Below are 13737 nucleotides of genomic sequence, written 5' to 3' on the forward strand. Positions count from 1 at the left end.
TTACTCACCCGTTCGCCACTCGCCACCAGGCCGAAGCCCGTGCTGCCGTTCGACTTGCATGTGTAAGGCATGCCGCCAGCGTTCAATCTGAGCCAGGATCAAACTCTTCAGTTCAATCTCTGTGTGGACCCGAAGGTCCTCGCTCTTTCGAGCGGTCGCTCACTCTCAGAAAACTGACTGACCAGATCCGAAAATCCAGTCACGTTTTGCTGTGCGAGCACTGTATAACTTTTAAGCTAAAAGACCGAAGTCTTTCGCATCCGCTATCAAGCGCCCACACTTATCGGTTGTTTGATTGTTAAAGAACTGCGCAACCGGCTTTGCCGTTTTGCGTCGCTGCGTTTGCGTCAGCAGCGAAGGAACGAGACTTTAAAGAACTTTCTTCGGTTAATCAAGCTTTTCGAGAAATTTCTTTTTCCCGGCAATTTTGCTGCCGGGTTCGTTCCTGCAACCTGCCTTCGCCTCGACGCTTTGCAGCGGAGGCTCCAACAGAAGGGAGCGGATATTAATCGCTTGCCCCCTGACTGGCAAGCCCATTTTATGAGAAGGGGAATAGGAGACTTTTTGAACACAAAAGCCCCTCTGATCTGTGATGCCTGGATTACGTCATAGCAATTGGGACGCCATTAGGTAGGTCCCCGCGCTATTGCGTCTGGTCCGAGGCTTCCGGCAGCTGCTCGACGACTGTCGTGACAATGTGCTGGACCTTGCCCTCCTCGGACACGTCCTGGCGCATCACCATGCGATTGGCCGGGCAATACCAATCCGTGACCCGCATGCTCGTCGGCTTCGTCACGATCTGCTCGCCCGCAACCACCATGGGCCCAAGGGCAGTCGTGCGTACATACTCGATTGGCACGCATTCCGACTGGCCCAGCGCGGTGCGCATGAATTGGCGCTTGCCCACTCGGCGCGATGTCACCGACACCGTCGCGTGCGGAGCGATGAGCTTGCCCGCCTCATCCCCGGAATCGCGCGAAAAGATGGTGAAGGACGCGCTGGCGTCGACGGTTTCACCAGGAAGCACGTCGCCTTCGCGCAGTGGCAGGCCTTGATACTGGTTATCAAGCAACCCCACCGCGTCAATGGTGGTCGTTCCGTAAAGACGCGCATAACGCGCCCATGCATTGACGGTTGCCTGCCCCGAGATACTGGCAGGCGCCCCGTTCGCGGCGGGTCGCAGCAGCACGCGTTGCCTTTGCTCGGTCACCACCGGCGGCCCCATCAATGCAGCCAACGCTGTCTTGGAGTGAATCTCGATGTCGGCCTGGCAGCCCGCCTCCGTCGGCAATGGCGGCCTCAGTATGGTCTTGCGGGACAGCGGCATGGTGCCGTCCGCCTCCATCTGTATGCGCGCTCCGCGTGGAAACCAGATGGTACGGCAAACGTCCTCGTGGCCTTGCACAGCGGGCTCCTCGGCCCGGGAGGACTGCGCAGTGGCTGCAAGAACGCCGGTAACCAGGCAGACCAGGCCGCGCCGGGACTGACGCTTCAGCAAGGATATACGCGCATTTCGCATAGTCGGGATACCCGTTGAATGCAAGCCTGAACGCGTCAGGACGTCAGGATTCGATCCGGTTGCGACCGCCCTTCTTGGCACGGTACAGCGCCAGGTCACTGCGCGACAACGGGGCTTCGGCATTGGCATCCGCCGCCGTCAGGAGCGTGACACCAATGCTGACCGTCAGGTCGATCCGCTGGTCCTGCTCGATCAGCGGGTACTCGGCAATACGCTGCTGGATCCGTCCTGCCACGCCAATCGCGCCACGCAAATCGGCACCATCGAGCAGGATCCCGAATTCCTCGCCCCCGAGGCGCCCCGCCATGTCGTCGGGCCGCAAATGCGCGCGCAGGATGCTGCCGAAGTGACGCAGCGCGCGATCCCCGACCCCATGGCCCCAGCGGTCGTTGATCGACTTGAAATGGTCGAGATCGCACATCATGAGCGCCACGCTGGCGCCGCGGCCGATCTGCAGGCTGGCGAGCCGCGCCTCGATTTGCATCATGAAATGCCGCCGGTTCGGCAACCCGGTCAGGCTATCGATGGTCGCAAGTTCCTGCAGTTCCGCTTCGATGCGCTTGCGCTCGGTCACGTCCGTGATGAAGCCATGCCACAGGGTGCTGCCATCGGGCAAGCGCTGCGGCCTGGCATCGCCCTGGCGCCAGCGCAGACCCTGCATCGGCAACTGCACTCGATACTCCAGATGCCATGGCGAGAGGTGGGCGGCTGAAGCACCAAACGAGGCCTGATAAGCAGCCAGATCGGCAGGATGAATCAACGCATCGATGCACGACGCATCCGCTGCCACCTGGGCCGGCGTCAGCTCGTATATATCCCTGATACCCGCGCTGGCGTAGGAGAAATACGACCGTCCCTCGGGCATGGCGCGGTACTGGAACACCAGCCCCGGCACTTCGTTCGTCAGGTTCGTGACCAGGTTGACGGCCTCGCGCAGGCTCTCCGACATCGTGCGCAGCGAAGTGATGTCGGTGGTCGTGCCTACCATGCGCAACGCCTGACCGGTACTGTCGCGGTCGACGACCTTGCCGCGGCTGCAGATCCACTTGTAGCTGCCATCGCGGCAGCGGATCCGGTGTTCGACCTCATAGCTGTCGCTCTGACCGTCGAAATGGGCCTGCATCGTCGCCTTGACGTACTCGAGGTCGTCGGGATGAAGACGCAAGTAGCTGTCCTCGATCCGGCTCGACACCTCCCAGTCGGCATAGCCGAGCATGGATTTCCAGCCGCTTGAGTAGTGGATTTCGCCCGTTGCCACGTTCCGGTCCCAGATGCCGGTGCCGCTGCCCGCAATGGCAAGCGCAAGCAGCCGTTCCCGCTTGCGCAGCGATTCGAACTCTTCCCCGAAATGTCCCGTGGTCCGGGAAACGGCCGTCGGTGCGTCTGCGGATGTCGGCGGTGCAAGCATACGGGCGGTCCGGGATGCGATCTGAGCGCGAGTATACATTGGCCGATCCGCCACTTGGGAGTGTTGCGCGCTAGCCTTGCGTCACATGGCGATTCAATTGTTGTCTTACCCAGAATCCTGACCAGAGGTATACTGCTAGGTTGCCGCAGCGAGTCCCGGGGTATCGGGTGAGGCTGTATTCGGGGGCCGTCCGCGCTTCGGGGTCCTGATTGGCGCCGTATCGAATGCAGGGCTTTGCGCCCTTGTGGTTGGTGTGGCGGGCAAGATGGGGCGCAAACAGATCGTGAACGTCGGGATTGCTCCCGGCCCATCCAGGCCTTTGCAAGCGCACCCGACATGCTGCAACGCAACAAACACTGTAGAATATACGCCCCCTGCTCACGGACAACACGGCCTTTTTGGCTCATCGCCACGCCCAATGCCGATCCGATGCCTTGACAGCAGGCCAGAAAACGCACGCAATGCGTGCACGCTGCAATCAAAACGCGATTCACGAAGGAAACAGCAGTAGATGACGAGCGGTCCACAACGAACGGCTGCCAAAGGCCGCGATGCAGGTACAGTCAAAGCCCTTGGCGCCTCGGCGGAATCCATGTCGCCGGACGAAGTCAACGCGCGCAGCCAGCAGTTGCGTGCCCTGATCCAGCTGGGAAGGCAGCGTGGGTATCTGACCCACGCGGACATCAGCGACCATCTGCAAGAGAACTTCACCGACACGGCGGCGATGGAAAGCATCGTCACCACGTTCGCCGAAATGGGCGTGAAGATCTTCGAGCAGACGCCCGATGCCGAGACGCTTCTGCTCAGCGACAACGCGGTGGTGGCGTCCGACGACCAGGCCGATGAAGAGGCCGAGGTCGCGCTGTCGACCGTGGACTCGGAGTTCGGCCGGACCACCGATCCGGTGCGCATGTACATGCGCGAAATGAGCTCCGCTACGCTGCTGACGCGCAAGGAAGAGGTCGAGCTCGCCAAGCGGATCGAGGAAGGCCTGAACAATATGGTGCATGCCATCTCGGCCTGCCCGTCCACGATCGCGACCATCCTCGAACTGTCGGGCCGCGTCGCCAGCGGTGAAATGGGCATCGACGACCTGGTCGATGGCCTGAGCGACGAAACCGGCGCCGATGTCACCGTGAGCGCCAGCGCTGACGACAGCGACGACGACAGCGCCGACGCCTCGGACGATGGCGATGGCGACGAGGACGACGACGACGCCGACGACGGCAACAGCGCGCAGCAAAACGCTGAAGCCGACCTCGCCAAGCTGCGCGACGAATGCCTGAAGCGCTTTGCCCGCGTTGCGGAGCAGTTCGAGCGCATGCAGCAGGAAAACGCGACCAACGGCACGGACTCGAAAGGCTTCGTCACCGCCCGCGATACCGTGCGTGAAGAACTGCGCACGATCCGCTTCACCGCGAAAACCATCGAACGCCTGTGCGCCGACGTCCAGAGCATGGTCGACGATGTCCGCGTGGTCGAGCGCCAGGTGGTCCAGCTGCTGGTCGATCGTTGCGGCATGGATCGCGAGGATGTCATCGCGCGCTTCCCGGGCAACGAGACCAACCTGAACTGGGGCCGCGACCTCGCCGCCGCATCGCGCCCGTACAGCGCTGCCGTGGCGCGCGCGCTGCCCGACCTGGAAGCCCATCAGCAAAAGCTGATCGACATCCAGGCCCGCGCGATCCTGCCGCTGGCCGAGCTGAAGGCGGTGAACCGCAAGATGCTGGCCGCCGAGCGCCAGATGCGCCAGGCCAAGCACGAAATGACGCAGGCCAACCTGCGCCTGGTGATCTCGATCGCCAAGAAGTACACGAACCGCGGCCTGCAGTTCCTGGACCTGATCCAGGAAGGCAATATCGGCCTGATGAAGGCCGTGGACAAGTTCGAGTACCGCCGCGGCTGGAAATTCTCCACGTACGCGACCTGGTGGGTGCGCCAGGCCGTGACGCGCGCGATTGCCGACCAGGCCCGGACGATCCGCGTGCCGGTCCACATGATCGAGCAGATCAACAAGCTCAACCGCCTGTCGCGCGAGCTCATGCAGCAGACCGGCAAGGAACCCGATCCGGCCGTGCTCGCCGAGCGCATGGACATGCCGGAGGAGAAGATCCGCGCGATCATGAAGATCGCCCGCGAACCGGTCTCGATGGAAACGCCGGTGGGTGAAGACGGTGACACGAGCCTGGGCGACATGATTGCCGACTCGGACACCGCAACGCCGGCCGACGCCGCGCTGCAGGCCAGCCTGCGCGAAGTCGTGCGCGAAATGCTCGACGAACTGACGCCGCGCGAGGCCAAGGTGCTGCGCATGCGCTTCGGCATCGACATGGCGACCGACTACACGCTGGAAGAAGTCGGCAAGCAGTTCGATGTGACGCGCGAGCGGATCCGCCAGATCGAAAGCAAGGCCATGCGCAAGCTGCGCCACCCGAGCCGCGCCGATCAGCTGATCACCTATCTGCGCGACGCGTGATCGGCACCCCGGCGGCCACCTTGCGGACAGCAGCGTGTGCCCGCCCGGGATAAAAATGACTGCCGGCAGCCCTTGGGCTGCCGGTTTTCACATGTTCCGCCTCCTTTGCGCAACTTCACGCGCTCGCTTGCGGGTGGCTGGTACATGGCCAAACGACCGGCTGACATATTGGTTGGTGCAAAATTCCAGCTGGAATGCTTGAGATTCGCCACGCGGTTCGCGCCGTGACGTTCCGATGCATCGGTCCGCGTGTTCCATCCGCTGCTCGCCGTGGCCGCAGGACAGCTCGTCCTTCAACAGAGCACACAGGAGTTTTTCCATGACTGACTCGAACATCCCATTCTTCGGCAGGATTTCGCTTGCCATAAGCACCTTCTTTGCGATCCTGGGCGACGGCAAGCTCGCCGCGGATGTGCGGCGCCTGCGTACCGGCGGATTCCCCGCCGCTGCCCCGGCCCCCGTGGCAGCGCCTGTACCGGCTCCGGCTCCGGCTCCCGCTCCGGCACCGGCTTTGAAAGAAGCGAGTCCCGTGGCGGCGCTGCAGCTGCTGGGCCTGCTCCAGCGCGATGCGCGATTCATCGACTTCGTCGAGGAAGACATCGCCGGCTATACCGATACCGAGATCGGCGCCGCCGCGCGGCTGGTGCACGACGGCTGCCGTGGCGTCCTGCGCGAGCATTTCACGATCCGTCCGGTACGCGACGAAGCCGAGGGCAGCCGCGTCACGCTGGCTGACGGCTTCGACGCGACCGCCGTCCGCCTGACAGGCAACGTGGTCGGCAGCGCGCCGTTCCACGGCAGCCTCAGCCATCGCGGCTGGAAGGCCGAAGAAGTGCGCTTGCCGCGCCTGGCCGAGCGCCATGACGCCACCGTCATCGCCCCTGCCGAGGTGGAACTATGAGCGACGCACGCTATGCCATCGGCATCGACCTGGGCACCACGCACAGCGCCCTCTCCTACGTCGACCTGAGCGTCAGCGACGGCGAGAAAACGACTCAGCATGTCTTGCCGGTCCCGCAGCTCACCGGCCCCGGCGCCACGGAAGCGCGGGATCTCCTGCCTTCGTTTCTCTACCTGCCGCACGCGAGCGAACTGGCGCCCGGCGACCTGGCGCTGCCGTGGAACGCCACGCGTGAATTCGCGGTCGGCGAACTGGCCCGCAGCCGTGGTGCCGGCACGCCGATCCGCCTGGTATCGAGCGCGAAAAGCTGGCTGTGCCACCCGGGCGTGGACCGCCGCGCCGCCATCCTGCCCAACGATGCGCCGCCCGAGGTGCCGCGTATCTCGCCGCTCGACGCGTCGGTGCGCTACCTGACGCACCTGCGCGAGGCGTGGGACCATGCGCATCCCGACGCGCCGTTCGCCGAACAGGACGTCACGGTGACGATTCCCGCCTCGTTCGACCCGGCCGCGCGCGAACTGACCGCGGAGGCCGCCGCCGCGGCGGGCTATGCGCGCATGACCCTGCTCGAAGAACCGCAGGCCGCGCTCTACAGCTGGATCGAAAAAAGCGGCGGCCAGTGGCGCAAGCAGGTGAACGTTGGCGACATCATCCTCGTGGTGGACGTCGGCGGGGGCACCACCGACCTGTCGCTGATCGCGGTGATCGAGCGCGATGGCAACCTGGAGTTGCATCGCGTCGCCGTCGGCGAGCATATCCTGCTCGGTGGCGACAATATGGACCTGGCGCTGGCCCACGTGGTGGCGCGCAAGCTCGCGGCGCAAGGTACGCAGGCCGATCCATGGCAGCTGCGCGCACTGACCTATGCCTGCCGCGCCGCCAAGGAAACGCTGCTCACCGATCCGACCACCGATACGGTGCCGCTGGTCGTGCCGAGCCGTGGCTCCAAGCTGATCGGCGGCTCGATCCGCACGGACCTGACCCGCACCGAGCTGACCCAGATCATCCTGGAAGGCTTCTTCCCGCAAGTCGATGCATCGGCCCGGCCGGTGAGCCGCGCGCGCGTCGGCCTGACGCAGCTCGGCCTGCCCTATGCGCAGGATGCTGCGGTCACGCGGCACCTTGCTGCGTTCCTCGGCCGCCAGGTCGGGGCGCTCGCGCAACTCGAAGGCATGCAGGCCACGCAGCCGGCGGACGCAACCTTCCTGCATCCGACCGCGGTCCTGTTCAACGGCGGCGTGTTCAAGTCCGGTCTGCTGGCCGACCGCATCCTGCAGACGCTGAACGGCTGGCTCGCTTCGGAAGGCGCTGCGCCGGCACGCCTGCTAGGCGGCGCCGAGCTGGACCTGGCCGTGGCGCGCGGCGCCGCTTACTACGGCTATGTGCGGCGCGGCAAGGGCGTGCGCATCCGTGGCGGCACGGCGCGCTCGTATTACATTGCCGTGGAATCGTCGATGCCCGCGGTGCCGGGCTTCGAGCCGCCGATCCAGGCGCTGTGCGTGGCGCCGTTCGGCATGGAGGAAGGCACCGACGCCGAACTGCCGCCGCAGGAATTCGGCCTGGTGGTCGGCGAACCCGTTCACTTCCGCTTCTTCGGCTCGTCGGTGCGCCGCCAGGACCAGGTCGGCGCCCTGCTGGACTTCTGGAGTGCCGAGGAACTGCAGGAACTGGAGGAAATCCAGGCCACCCTGCCGGCCGATGGCCGCACGCCCGGCGACGTGGTGCCGGTCAGGCTGCACGCGCGCGTGACCGAAGCCGGCACGCTGGAACTCGAAGCCGTGCCGAGTGGCGGCACCGAGCGCTGGAAGGTCGAATTCGACGTGCGCGGCGGCGCGGATGCCTGAACCGTGGCCACAAACCAGCAATGAAGCGATGAAGCGGTACACCGTCGGCATTGACCTCGGCACCAGCAATACCGTGGTGGCCTATGCGGAGACAGGATCGGATGACATCCGCGTCTTCGACATCGACCAGCTCGTGGGCCTCGGCGAAGTCGCCGCGCGCCCCTTGCTGCCTTCGGTCCGCTACCACGCGGCGCCGGGTGAAATCAGCGGCGACGACCTGCAACTGCCGTGGCAATCCGCCGCCAGCGCTGCCGCGCGCCGCACGGTGTTCGGCCGGCTGGCGGCCACGCTCGGCGCTCAGGTGCCTGGCAGGCTCGTGGCCAGTGCCAAGAGCTGGCTGTCGCATGCCGCGGTCGACCGCACCGCGCCCATCCTGCCCTGGGGCGCGGACGAGGAAGTCGGCAAGATCTCGCCGGTCGCGGCCAGTGCCAGCTACCTTGGCTACGTGGCTTCGGCGTGGAACCACCATTTTCCGGATGCAAGGCTGGAAGACCAGGACGTAGTCCTGACCGTGCCCGCGTCGTTCGACGAGGGGGCGCGCGCGCTGACGCTGGAAGCCGCGCGCATGGCCGGCCTGCCGGCGTTGCGCCTGCTCGAGGAACCGCAGGCCGCGCTCTACGACTGGCTGTTCCATCATCGCCAGACACTGGACGCGGACCTCTCGCAAACCCGGCTCGTCCTGATCTGCGACGTGGGCGGCGGCACGACCGACCTCACGCTGATCCGCGTCGACATGCAGGACGGGCAGCCGCAGCTGACGCGGATCGGCGTGGGTAACCACCTGATGCTCGGCGGGGACAATATGGACCTGGCGCTGGCGCACATGGCCGAGGCACGCCTGGGTCCCACGCAGGCGCGCTTGTCCGCGTCGGGCCTGTCCCAGCTGGTGGCGCGCTGCCGCGCGGCGAAAGAACGACTGCTCAGCGCGCAGGCGCCGGAAGCGGTCACGGTCACGCTGCTCGGCGCGGGCGCCAAATTGATCGGCGGCGCACGCTCGGTGGAAGTGACGCGGCACGAAGTCGAACAACTCGTCGTCGATGGCTTCTTCCCCAAGGTGTCATCGAGCGAGCGCCCGGGACGCGCGCGCGGCGCCATTGTCGAATTCGGGCTGCCGTATGCGTCGGATCCGGCCGTGACGCGACACGTAGCGGCCTTTCTCGGCCAGCACGCGGCGCAGTCGCGCTCGGCGCTGGACCTGCCGCAGACGCAGGACGATGCCTTGCCAATGCCGGACACGCTCTTGCTCAACGGCGGCGTGTTCCGGGCCGAGGCGCTTGCGCGGCGCATCGCCGATACCCTGGGCAACTGGCGCGGTTCGCCGCTGAACGTCCTGCACAACGCCGATCCCGATGTCGCCGTGGCACGCGGCGCGGTGGCCTATGCGCGCGCGCGTTCGGGACAGGCACCACGCATCGGCGGCGGCTCGCCGCGCAGCTACTTCCTGATGCTCGAAGACGGCGCGTCCGGCAAGCAAGGTATCTGCCTGCTGCCGCGCGGCACCGAGGAAGGCCAGGAGATCCACCTCAAGGACCGGACGTTCGCGTTGCGCCTCGGGCATCCGGTGCAGTTCCATTTGGTCTCGTCGGTCGCCGACAGCGCCTACCGGCCCGGCGAACTGGCCGATCTGGCGAGCGCGGACTTCGTTCGCCTGCCGCCGATCGCCACCGTCGTGCAGCCACGCGGGGCCAGCGGGCCGAAGGAAACGCCGGTACAGATCACGACATCGCTGACCGAGGTCGGCACGTTGGAAGTCCACTGCCATGAGATCGCCGATACGTCGCAGCGCTGGCGGCTCGAGTTCCAGCTCCGCGGCAATGAGGCGCCCGCCCCGGCGCCCACGGCGGAAACGCTCCACCCTTCCCTGCCACAAGCCATCGAGATCATCGACCGCACCTTCGGCGCACGTTCGCAAGGCGTCGATCCGAAGGAGGTCAAGCGGCTGCGCGCGCAACTCGAACAGTCGCTCGGGGCGCGCGAGCAATGGGACAGTGCGCTGCTGCGCGAACTGTTCGCAGCCTTCTGGGAGCGTGCCAGGCGCCGTCGCCGCACCGCCGACCATGAACGCCTGTGGCTGAACCTGGCGGGCTACTGCGTGCGGCCGGGCTTTGGCTATCCGCTCGACGCATGGCGCGTCGAGCAGCTCTGGTCGCTGTATGACCAGGGCATCCAGTACGTCAACGAGACGCAGAACTGGTCGGAATGGTGGACGCTGTGGCGCCGCGCGGCCGGCGGTCTCGATGAAAGCGCGCAGCTGCGCCTGCTCGACGACATGGCGTTCTCTCTGCAGCCTCCCGGCAGTGGGCACTACAAGAAGCCGGCCGGTCCGACGCGTTCCGGTTACGCCGACATGGTGCGCCTGGCCGGCTCGCTCGAAAACATTGCCGCCGACCGCAAGATCGAAGTCGCCGAATGGCTGCTGAAGCGCCTGCGCAAACCCTCTGAAAACAACCAGAGCTGGTGGGCCGTGGGCCGGATCGGTGCACGCCGGCCGTTCTATGGCAGCGCCCATGGCGTCGTGCCGGCCGAGGTCGCCGCGCAATGGGTGGAGGCGATCCTTGCGCTCGACTGGAAGAGGGTAGAACCGGCCGCCTTCGCCGCCACGCAGATCGCACGCATGACCGGCGACCGCACGCGCGACCTGCCTGACGAAACCCGCGCAGCCGTCGTGCGCCGGCTTGAATCCGCCAACGCGCCGCAAAGCTGGATCGCGATGGTGCGCGAGGCCGTGGAACTCGATGCAGCGGATGAAGGACGCGTCTTCGGCGAAGCGCTGCCGGCCGGCCTGAAGCTGATCGGCGGCGCTCCCTGACTTAGCGTTGCCTGCGGCAGCACGCCAGGCGCGGCAGCACCCATGCCGCGCCTGGCGGATAATGCTGCATCTTCGAACGCCTCCGCATCACCCATGCACGCAAGCGCCACCGGCACCAGACGCCTGGACTGGACCACACTGTTCCTGCTTACCTTTCCGCCGCTGAGCTGGGCCGGCAATGCCATTGTCGGCCGCCTGGCAGCCGGCACGGTACCCCCGGTCACGCTGAACTTCGTGCGCTGGTTGCTGGCGGGCCTGCTGCTGGCGCCTTACGCCTGGCGCGGCGTCATCGAACACCGCGAGACGCTGCGCCGCCATGCGGGCGTGATCGTCGCGCTGGGCATGCTGTCGATCGCCAGCTATAACGCGCTCCAGTACCTGGCGCTGACCACCTCGACGCCGATCAACGTGACGCTGATCGGCGCGTCAACGCCACTGTTCCTGCTGGTGATCGGCGCCACCTGCTTCCACGAGAAGATGAAGCCCTGGCATGTCGCCGGCGCGCTGCTGTGCCTGGTGGGTGTGTCGTTCGTGCTGGTGCGCGGCGAGATCGGCCGCCTGGCGCAGCTCGATTTCGTCGCCGGGGACCTGTTCATGCTGGCCGCCACCATCGCGTGGAGCGCCTACACGTGGCTGCTGCGCAAGCGGCGTCCCGACCTGCCGCTGCCCGTGCTGCTGTTCGCGCAGATCGTCACCGGCCTGGTGGTGAGCGCGCCCGTGACCGCGTGGGAACTGATGACGCTGGACCAGCCTTTGCAATGGAGCGGCAAGGTCGCAGCCATCCTGCTCTATGTGGCCACCATTCCTTCCCTGCTCGCCTACTTCGCCTGGGACCGCGCCATCGCCCGCGCCGGTGCCGAGCTGCCGGTCTTCTTCATCTCGCTGACGCCGGTGTTCGCGGCGCTGCTTTCCACGCTGTTGCTCGGTGACTGGCCGCGCTGGTATCACGCGGTCGGGCTCGTGACCATCGGGGCCGGCATCTGGCTGGCGCAGCGGCGCTGAACCTTCGAATCGGGTCATCATGAAGACGACGTTCGCTCCACCGGAGCAACTGGCCATGCTGGCCTATCTGGGCCGCTGGCTGTTTCTCGGCGCACTGGTCGGCATCCTGTCCGGCGCCGGCTCGGCCGCGCTGCTGCTCGCGCTCGACTGGGCGACGAATACGCGCCATGCGCATCCGTGGCTGCTCTGGCTGCTGCCGCTGGCCGGGCTGGCGGTCGGGTTGATCTACCACTACATGGGACAGTCCGTCGAAGGCGGGAACAACCTGCTGATCGATGAAATCCACGACCCGAAGCGCATTGTGCCGAAACGGATGGCGCCGATGATCCTGCTCGGCACCGTCATCACGCACCTGTTCGGCGGCTCCGCCGGCCGTGAAGGCACGGCCGTGCAGATGGGCGGCAGCTTTGCCGACACCCTCACGCGGCTGTTCCGCCTCGGCAAGGACGCGCGCCGCATCCTGCTGATGTCCGGGATCAGCGCCGGCTTTGCCTCGGTGTTCGGCACGCCGCTGGCGGGCGCGGTGTTCGGGCTGGAAGTGCTGGCCATTGGCCGCCTGCGCTATGACGCCATCCTGCCGTGCTTCATCGCGGCCATCGTCGGGGACCTCGTGCCGCCGTGGCTTGGCGTCCACCATACGATCTATGCCATTCCCCTGGTTCCGCAGATGGGACTGCTGACGCTGGCTGCAGCCATCATGGCCGGCATTGCCTTCGGCATCACCGGCATGGTGTTCGCGGAAAGCACGCACCGGCTGTCCCGCGCGCTCAAGCGCACCATCACGTTCGGGCCGCTGCGCCCGTTCCTCGGCGGCTGCGTGGTGGCAGGGGCCGCCTTGCTGCTTGGCACGGACAAGTATCTCGGCCTCGGCATCCCGACCATCGTCGACGCGTTCCGGCAGCCGCTGCCGGCCTACGACTTCGCGGGCAAGATCGCCTTCACGGTGGCAACCCTCGCCTCCGGCTTCAAGGGCGGCGAAGTCACCCCGCTGTTCTACATCGGCGCGACGCTGGGCAATGCGCTCGGCTATGTCCTGCCGCTGCCCTTCCCGCTACTGGCGGGACTGGGCTTTGTCGCGGTATTCGCCGGTGCCGCCAATACGCCGATCGCCTCGACCATCATGGCGATCGAACTGTTCGGACCGGAGGTCGGCACGTTTGCCGGCATTGCTTGCGTCGTGAGTTACCTGTTCTCCGGGCATACCGGCATCTACCACGCCCAGCGCGTCGGGCACGCGAAACGCCTGCGCGTGCCGGAAGGCTTGCGGCTCTCGGAAGTGGACGCCTACCGCAAGCAACAGAAAAAGGCTTCCGCCGAGGAACAGGATTGACCGGATGATGGGGCTGGCCGCGGGCGAGCGTTATCGCTCCCCACGCCTTCCTTCAGAAGGGAGCATGCTGTGGTATGGCGCTGAAGGGGGAACCATGGAGCGCGGCTATCAGGTCACTTTCTATACCCAGCATGACCGCAGGCACGGCGACAAACGGCTTGCTGAATGGCTGATGGACACGCTCCGGGAGATGGGTATCACCGGAGCCACCATGATGGTCTGTTCGGAAGGCCTCGGGCATGACCACGAACTCCATCGCTACCACTTCCGGTCCCCGCATGACCAGCCGGTCGAAGTCTGCGTGGTGGTCAGCGAAGCGGATTGCGAACGCGTGTTTCGCCGGCTCGATGACGAAGACGGCCTGGCGCTGTTCTACGCGCGCACGCCGGTCGAGTTTGGCAATGCCGGGGGAAGCCAGGGGTGAATCGCCGATCCGTGAGCCGCAGCA

General features: G+C 65.9%; 10 protein-coding genes and 1 rRNA gene. 7 read left to right on the forward strand and 4 right to left on the reverse strand.

What is annotated here, in order from left to right:
- The 3 genes from AC3FKH_RS26235 to AC3FKH_RS26245 form a co-directional block, all read right to left on the reverse strand.
- Positions 1–114 (reverse strand): 16S ribosomal RNA (locus AC3FKH_RS26235); the annotation flags it as partial.
- A 529-nt stretch (positions 115–643) separates the two neighbouring features.
- Complete coding sequence (locus tag AC3FKH_RS26240; RefSeq protein ID WP_488678647.1) at positions 644–1327, reverse strand: hypothetical protein; 684 nt, start codon at positions 1325–1327, stop codon at positions 644–646.
- A 235-nt stretch (positions 1328–1562) separates the two neighbouring features.
- Positions 1563–2927 (reverse strand): sensor domain-containing diguanylate cyclase, encoded by a 1365-nt coding sequence (locus tag AC3FKH_RS26245; RefSeq protein WP_488678648.1) that lies wholly within the window; start codon positions 2925–2927, stop codon positions 1563–1565.
- A 511-nt stretch (positions 2928–3438) separates the two neighbouring features.
- On the opposite strand from AC3FKH_RS26245, the gene rpoD reads away from it, so the two are divergent.
- Entirely contained in the window at positions 3439–5403 is a 1965-nt protein-coding gene (gene rpoD / locus AC3FKH_RS26250) for an RNA polymerase sigma factor RpoD (protein ID WP_488678649.1), read from the forward strand.
- 87 nt (positions 5404–5490) lie between these two features.
- Here the strand turns inward: rpoD and AC3FKH_RS26255 are convergent, their stop codons facing one another.
- Positions 5491–5724 carry a hypothetical protein gene (locus AC3FKH_RS26255; RefSeq protein ID WP_488678650.1) on the reverse strand — a complete coding sequence of 78 codons (234 nt, stop codon included), beginning with the start codon at positions 5722–5724 and terminating at the stop codon, positions 5491–5493.
- Between AC3FKH_RS26255 and AC3FKH_RS26260 the strand changes: the two genes are divergently transcribed.
- The 6 genes from AC3FKH_RS26260 to AC3FKH_RS26285 all read left to right on the forward strand — a co-directional run bounded on the left by AC3FKH_RS26260 (position 5723) and on the right by AC3FKH_RS26285 (position 13713).
- The gene (locus tag AC3FKH_RS26260) at positions 5723–6304 is read left to right on the forward strand and encodes a DUF2760 domain-containing protein (RefSeq protein ID WP_488678651.1); all 582 of its coding nucleotides are present in this window, start codon (positions 5723–5725) and stop codon (positions 6302–6304) included. The two genes, AC3FKH_RS26255 and AC3FKH_RS26260, sit on opposite strands and share 2 nt — an antisense overlap.
- A complete protein-coding gene (locus AC3FKH_RS26265) occupies positions 6301–8148 on the forward strand; it encodes an Hsp70 family protein (protein WP_488678653.1) in 1848 nt (615 codons plus the stop codon). The genes AC3FKH_RS26260 and AC3FKH_RS26265 overlap by 4 nt, the downstream gene beginning before the upstream one ends.
- A gap of 28 nt (positions 8149–8176) precedes the next feature.
- Positions 8177–10957, forward strand: coding sequence for an Hsp70 family protein (locus AC3FKH_RS26270; protein WP_488678654.1), 2781 nt, complete (start codon positions 8177–8179; stop codon positions 10955–10957).
- 93 nt (positions 10958–11050) lie between these two features.
- Positions 11051–11959, forward strand: coding sequence for a DMT family transporter (locus AC3FKH_RS26275; RefSeq protein ID WP_488678655.1), 909 nt, complete (start codon positions 11051–11053; stop codon positions 11957–11959).
- Positions 11960–11978: 19 nt separating this feature from the next.
- Positions 11979–13289: a voltage-gated chloride channel family protein gene (locus AC3FKH_RS26280; protein WP_488678657.1), complete on the forward strand. Its 1311-nt coding sequence runs from the start codon at positions 11979–11981 to the stop codon at positions 13287–13289.
- A gap of 4 nt (positions 13290–13293) precedes the next feature.
- Entirely contained in the window at positions 13294–13713 is a 420-nt protein-coding gene (locus AC3FKH_RS26285; protein WP_488678658.1) for a DUF190 domain-containing protein, read from the forward strand.
- Positions 13714–13737: the final 24 nt, after the last annotated feature.

It is taken from the genome of Cupriavidus sp. 21MJTG02-4, assembly GCF_057798975.1.

Bases quoted from the DNA above. Each gene is read 5' to 3' on its own strand.
- AC3FKH_RS26240 (WP_488678647.1), bottom strand. From the start codon at position 1,327: ATGCCGCTGTCCCGCAAGACCATACTGAGGCCGCCATTGCCGACGGAG.
- AC3FKH_RS26245 (WP_488678648.1), bottom strand. From the start codon at position 2,927: ATGCTTGCACCGCCGACATCCGCAGACGCACCGACGGCCGTTTCCCGG.
- rpoD (WP_488678649.1), top strand. From the start codon at position 3,439: ATGACGAGCGGTCCACAACGAACGGCTGCCAAAGGCCGCGATGCAGGT.
- AC3FKH_RS26260 (WP_488678651.1), top strand. From the start codon at position 5,723: ATGACTGACTCGAACATCCCATTCTTCGGCAGGATTTCGCTTGCCATA.
- AC3FKH_RS26255 (WP_488678650.1), bottom strand. From the start codon at position 5,724: ATGGAAAAACTCCTGTGTGCTCTGTTGAAGGACGAGCTGTCCTGCGGC.
- AC3FKH_RS26265 (WP_488678653.1), top strand. From the start codon at position 6,301: ATGAGCGACGCACGCTATGCCATCGGCATCGACCTGGGCACCACGCAC.
- AC3FKH_RS26270 (WP_488678654.1), top strand. From the start codon at position 8,177: ATGAAGCGGTACACCGTCGGCATTGACCTCGGCACCAGCAATACCGTG.
- AC3FKH_RS26275 (WP_488678655.1), top strand. From the start codon at position 11,051: ATGCACGCAAGCGCCACCGGCACCAGACGCCTGGACTGGACCACACTG.
- AC3FKH_RS26280 (WP_488678657.1), top strand. From the start codon at position 11,979: ATGAAGACGACGTTCGCTCCACCGGAGCAACTGGCCATGCTGGCCTAT.
- AC3FKH_RS26285 (WP_488678658.1), top strand. From the start codon at position 13,294: ATGATGGGGCTGGCCGCGGGCGAGCGTTATCGCTCCCCACGCCTTCCT.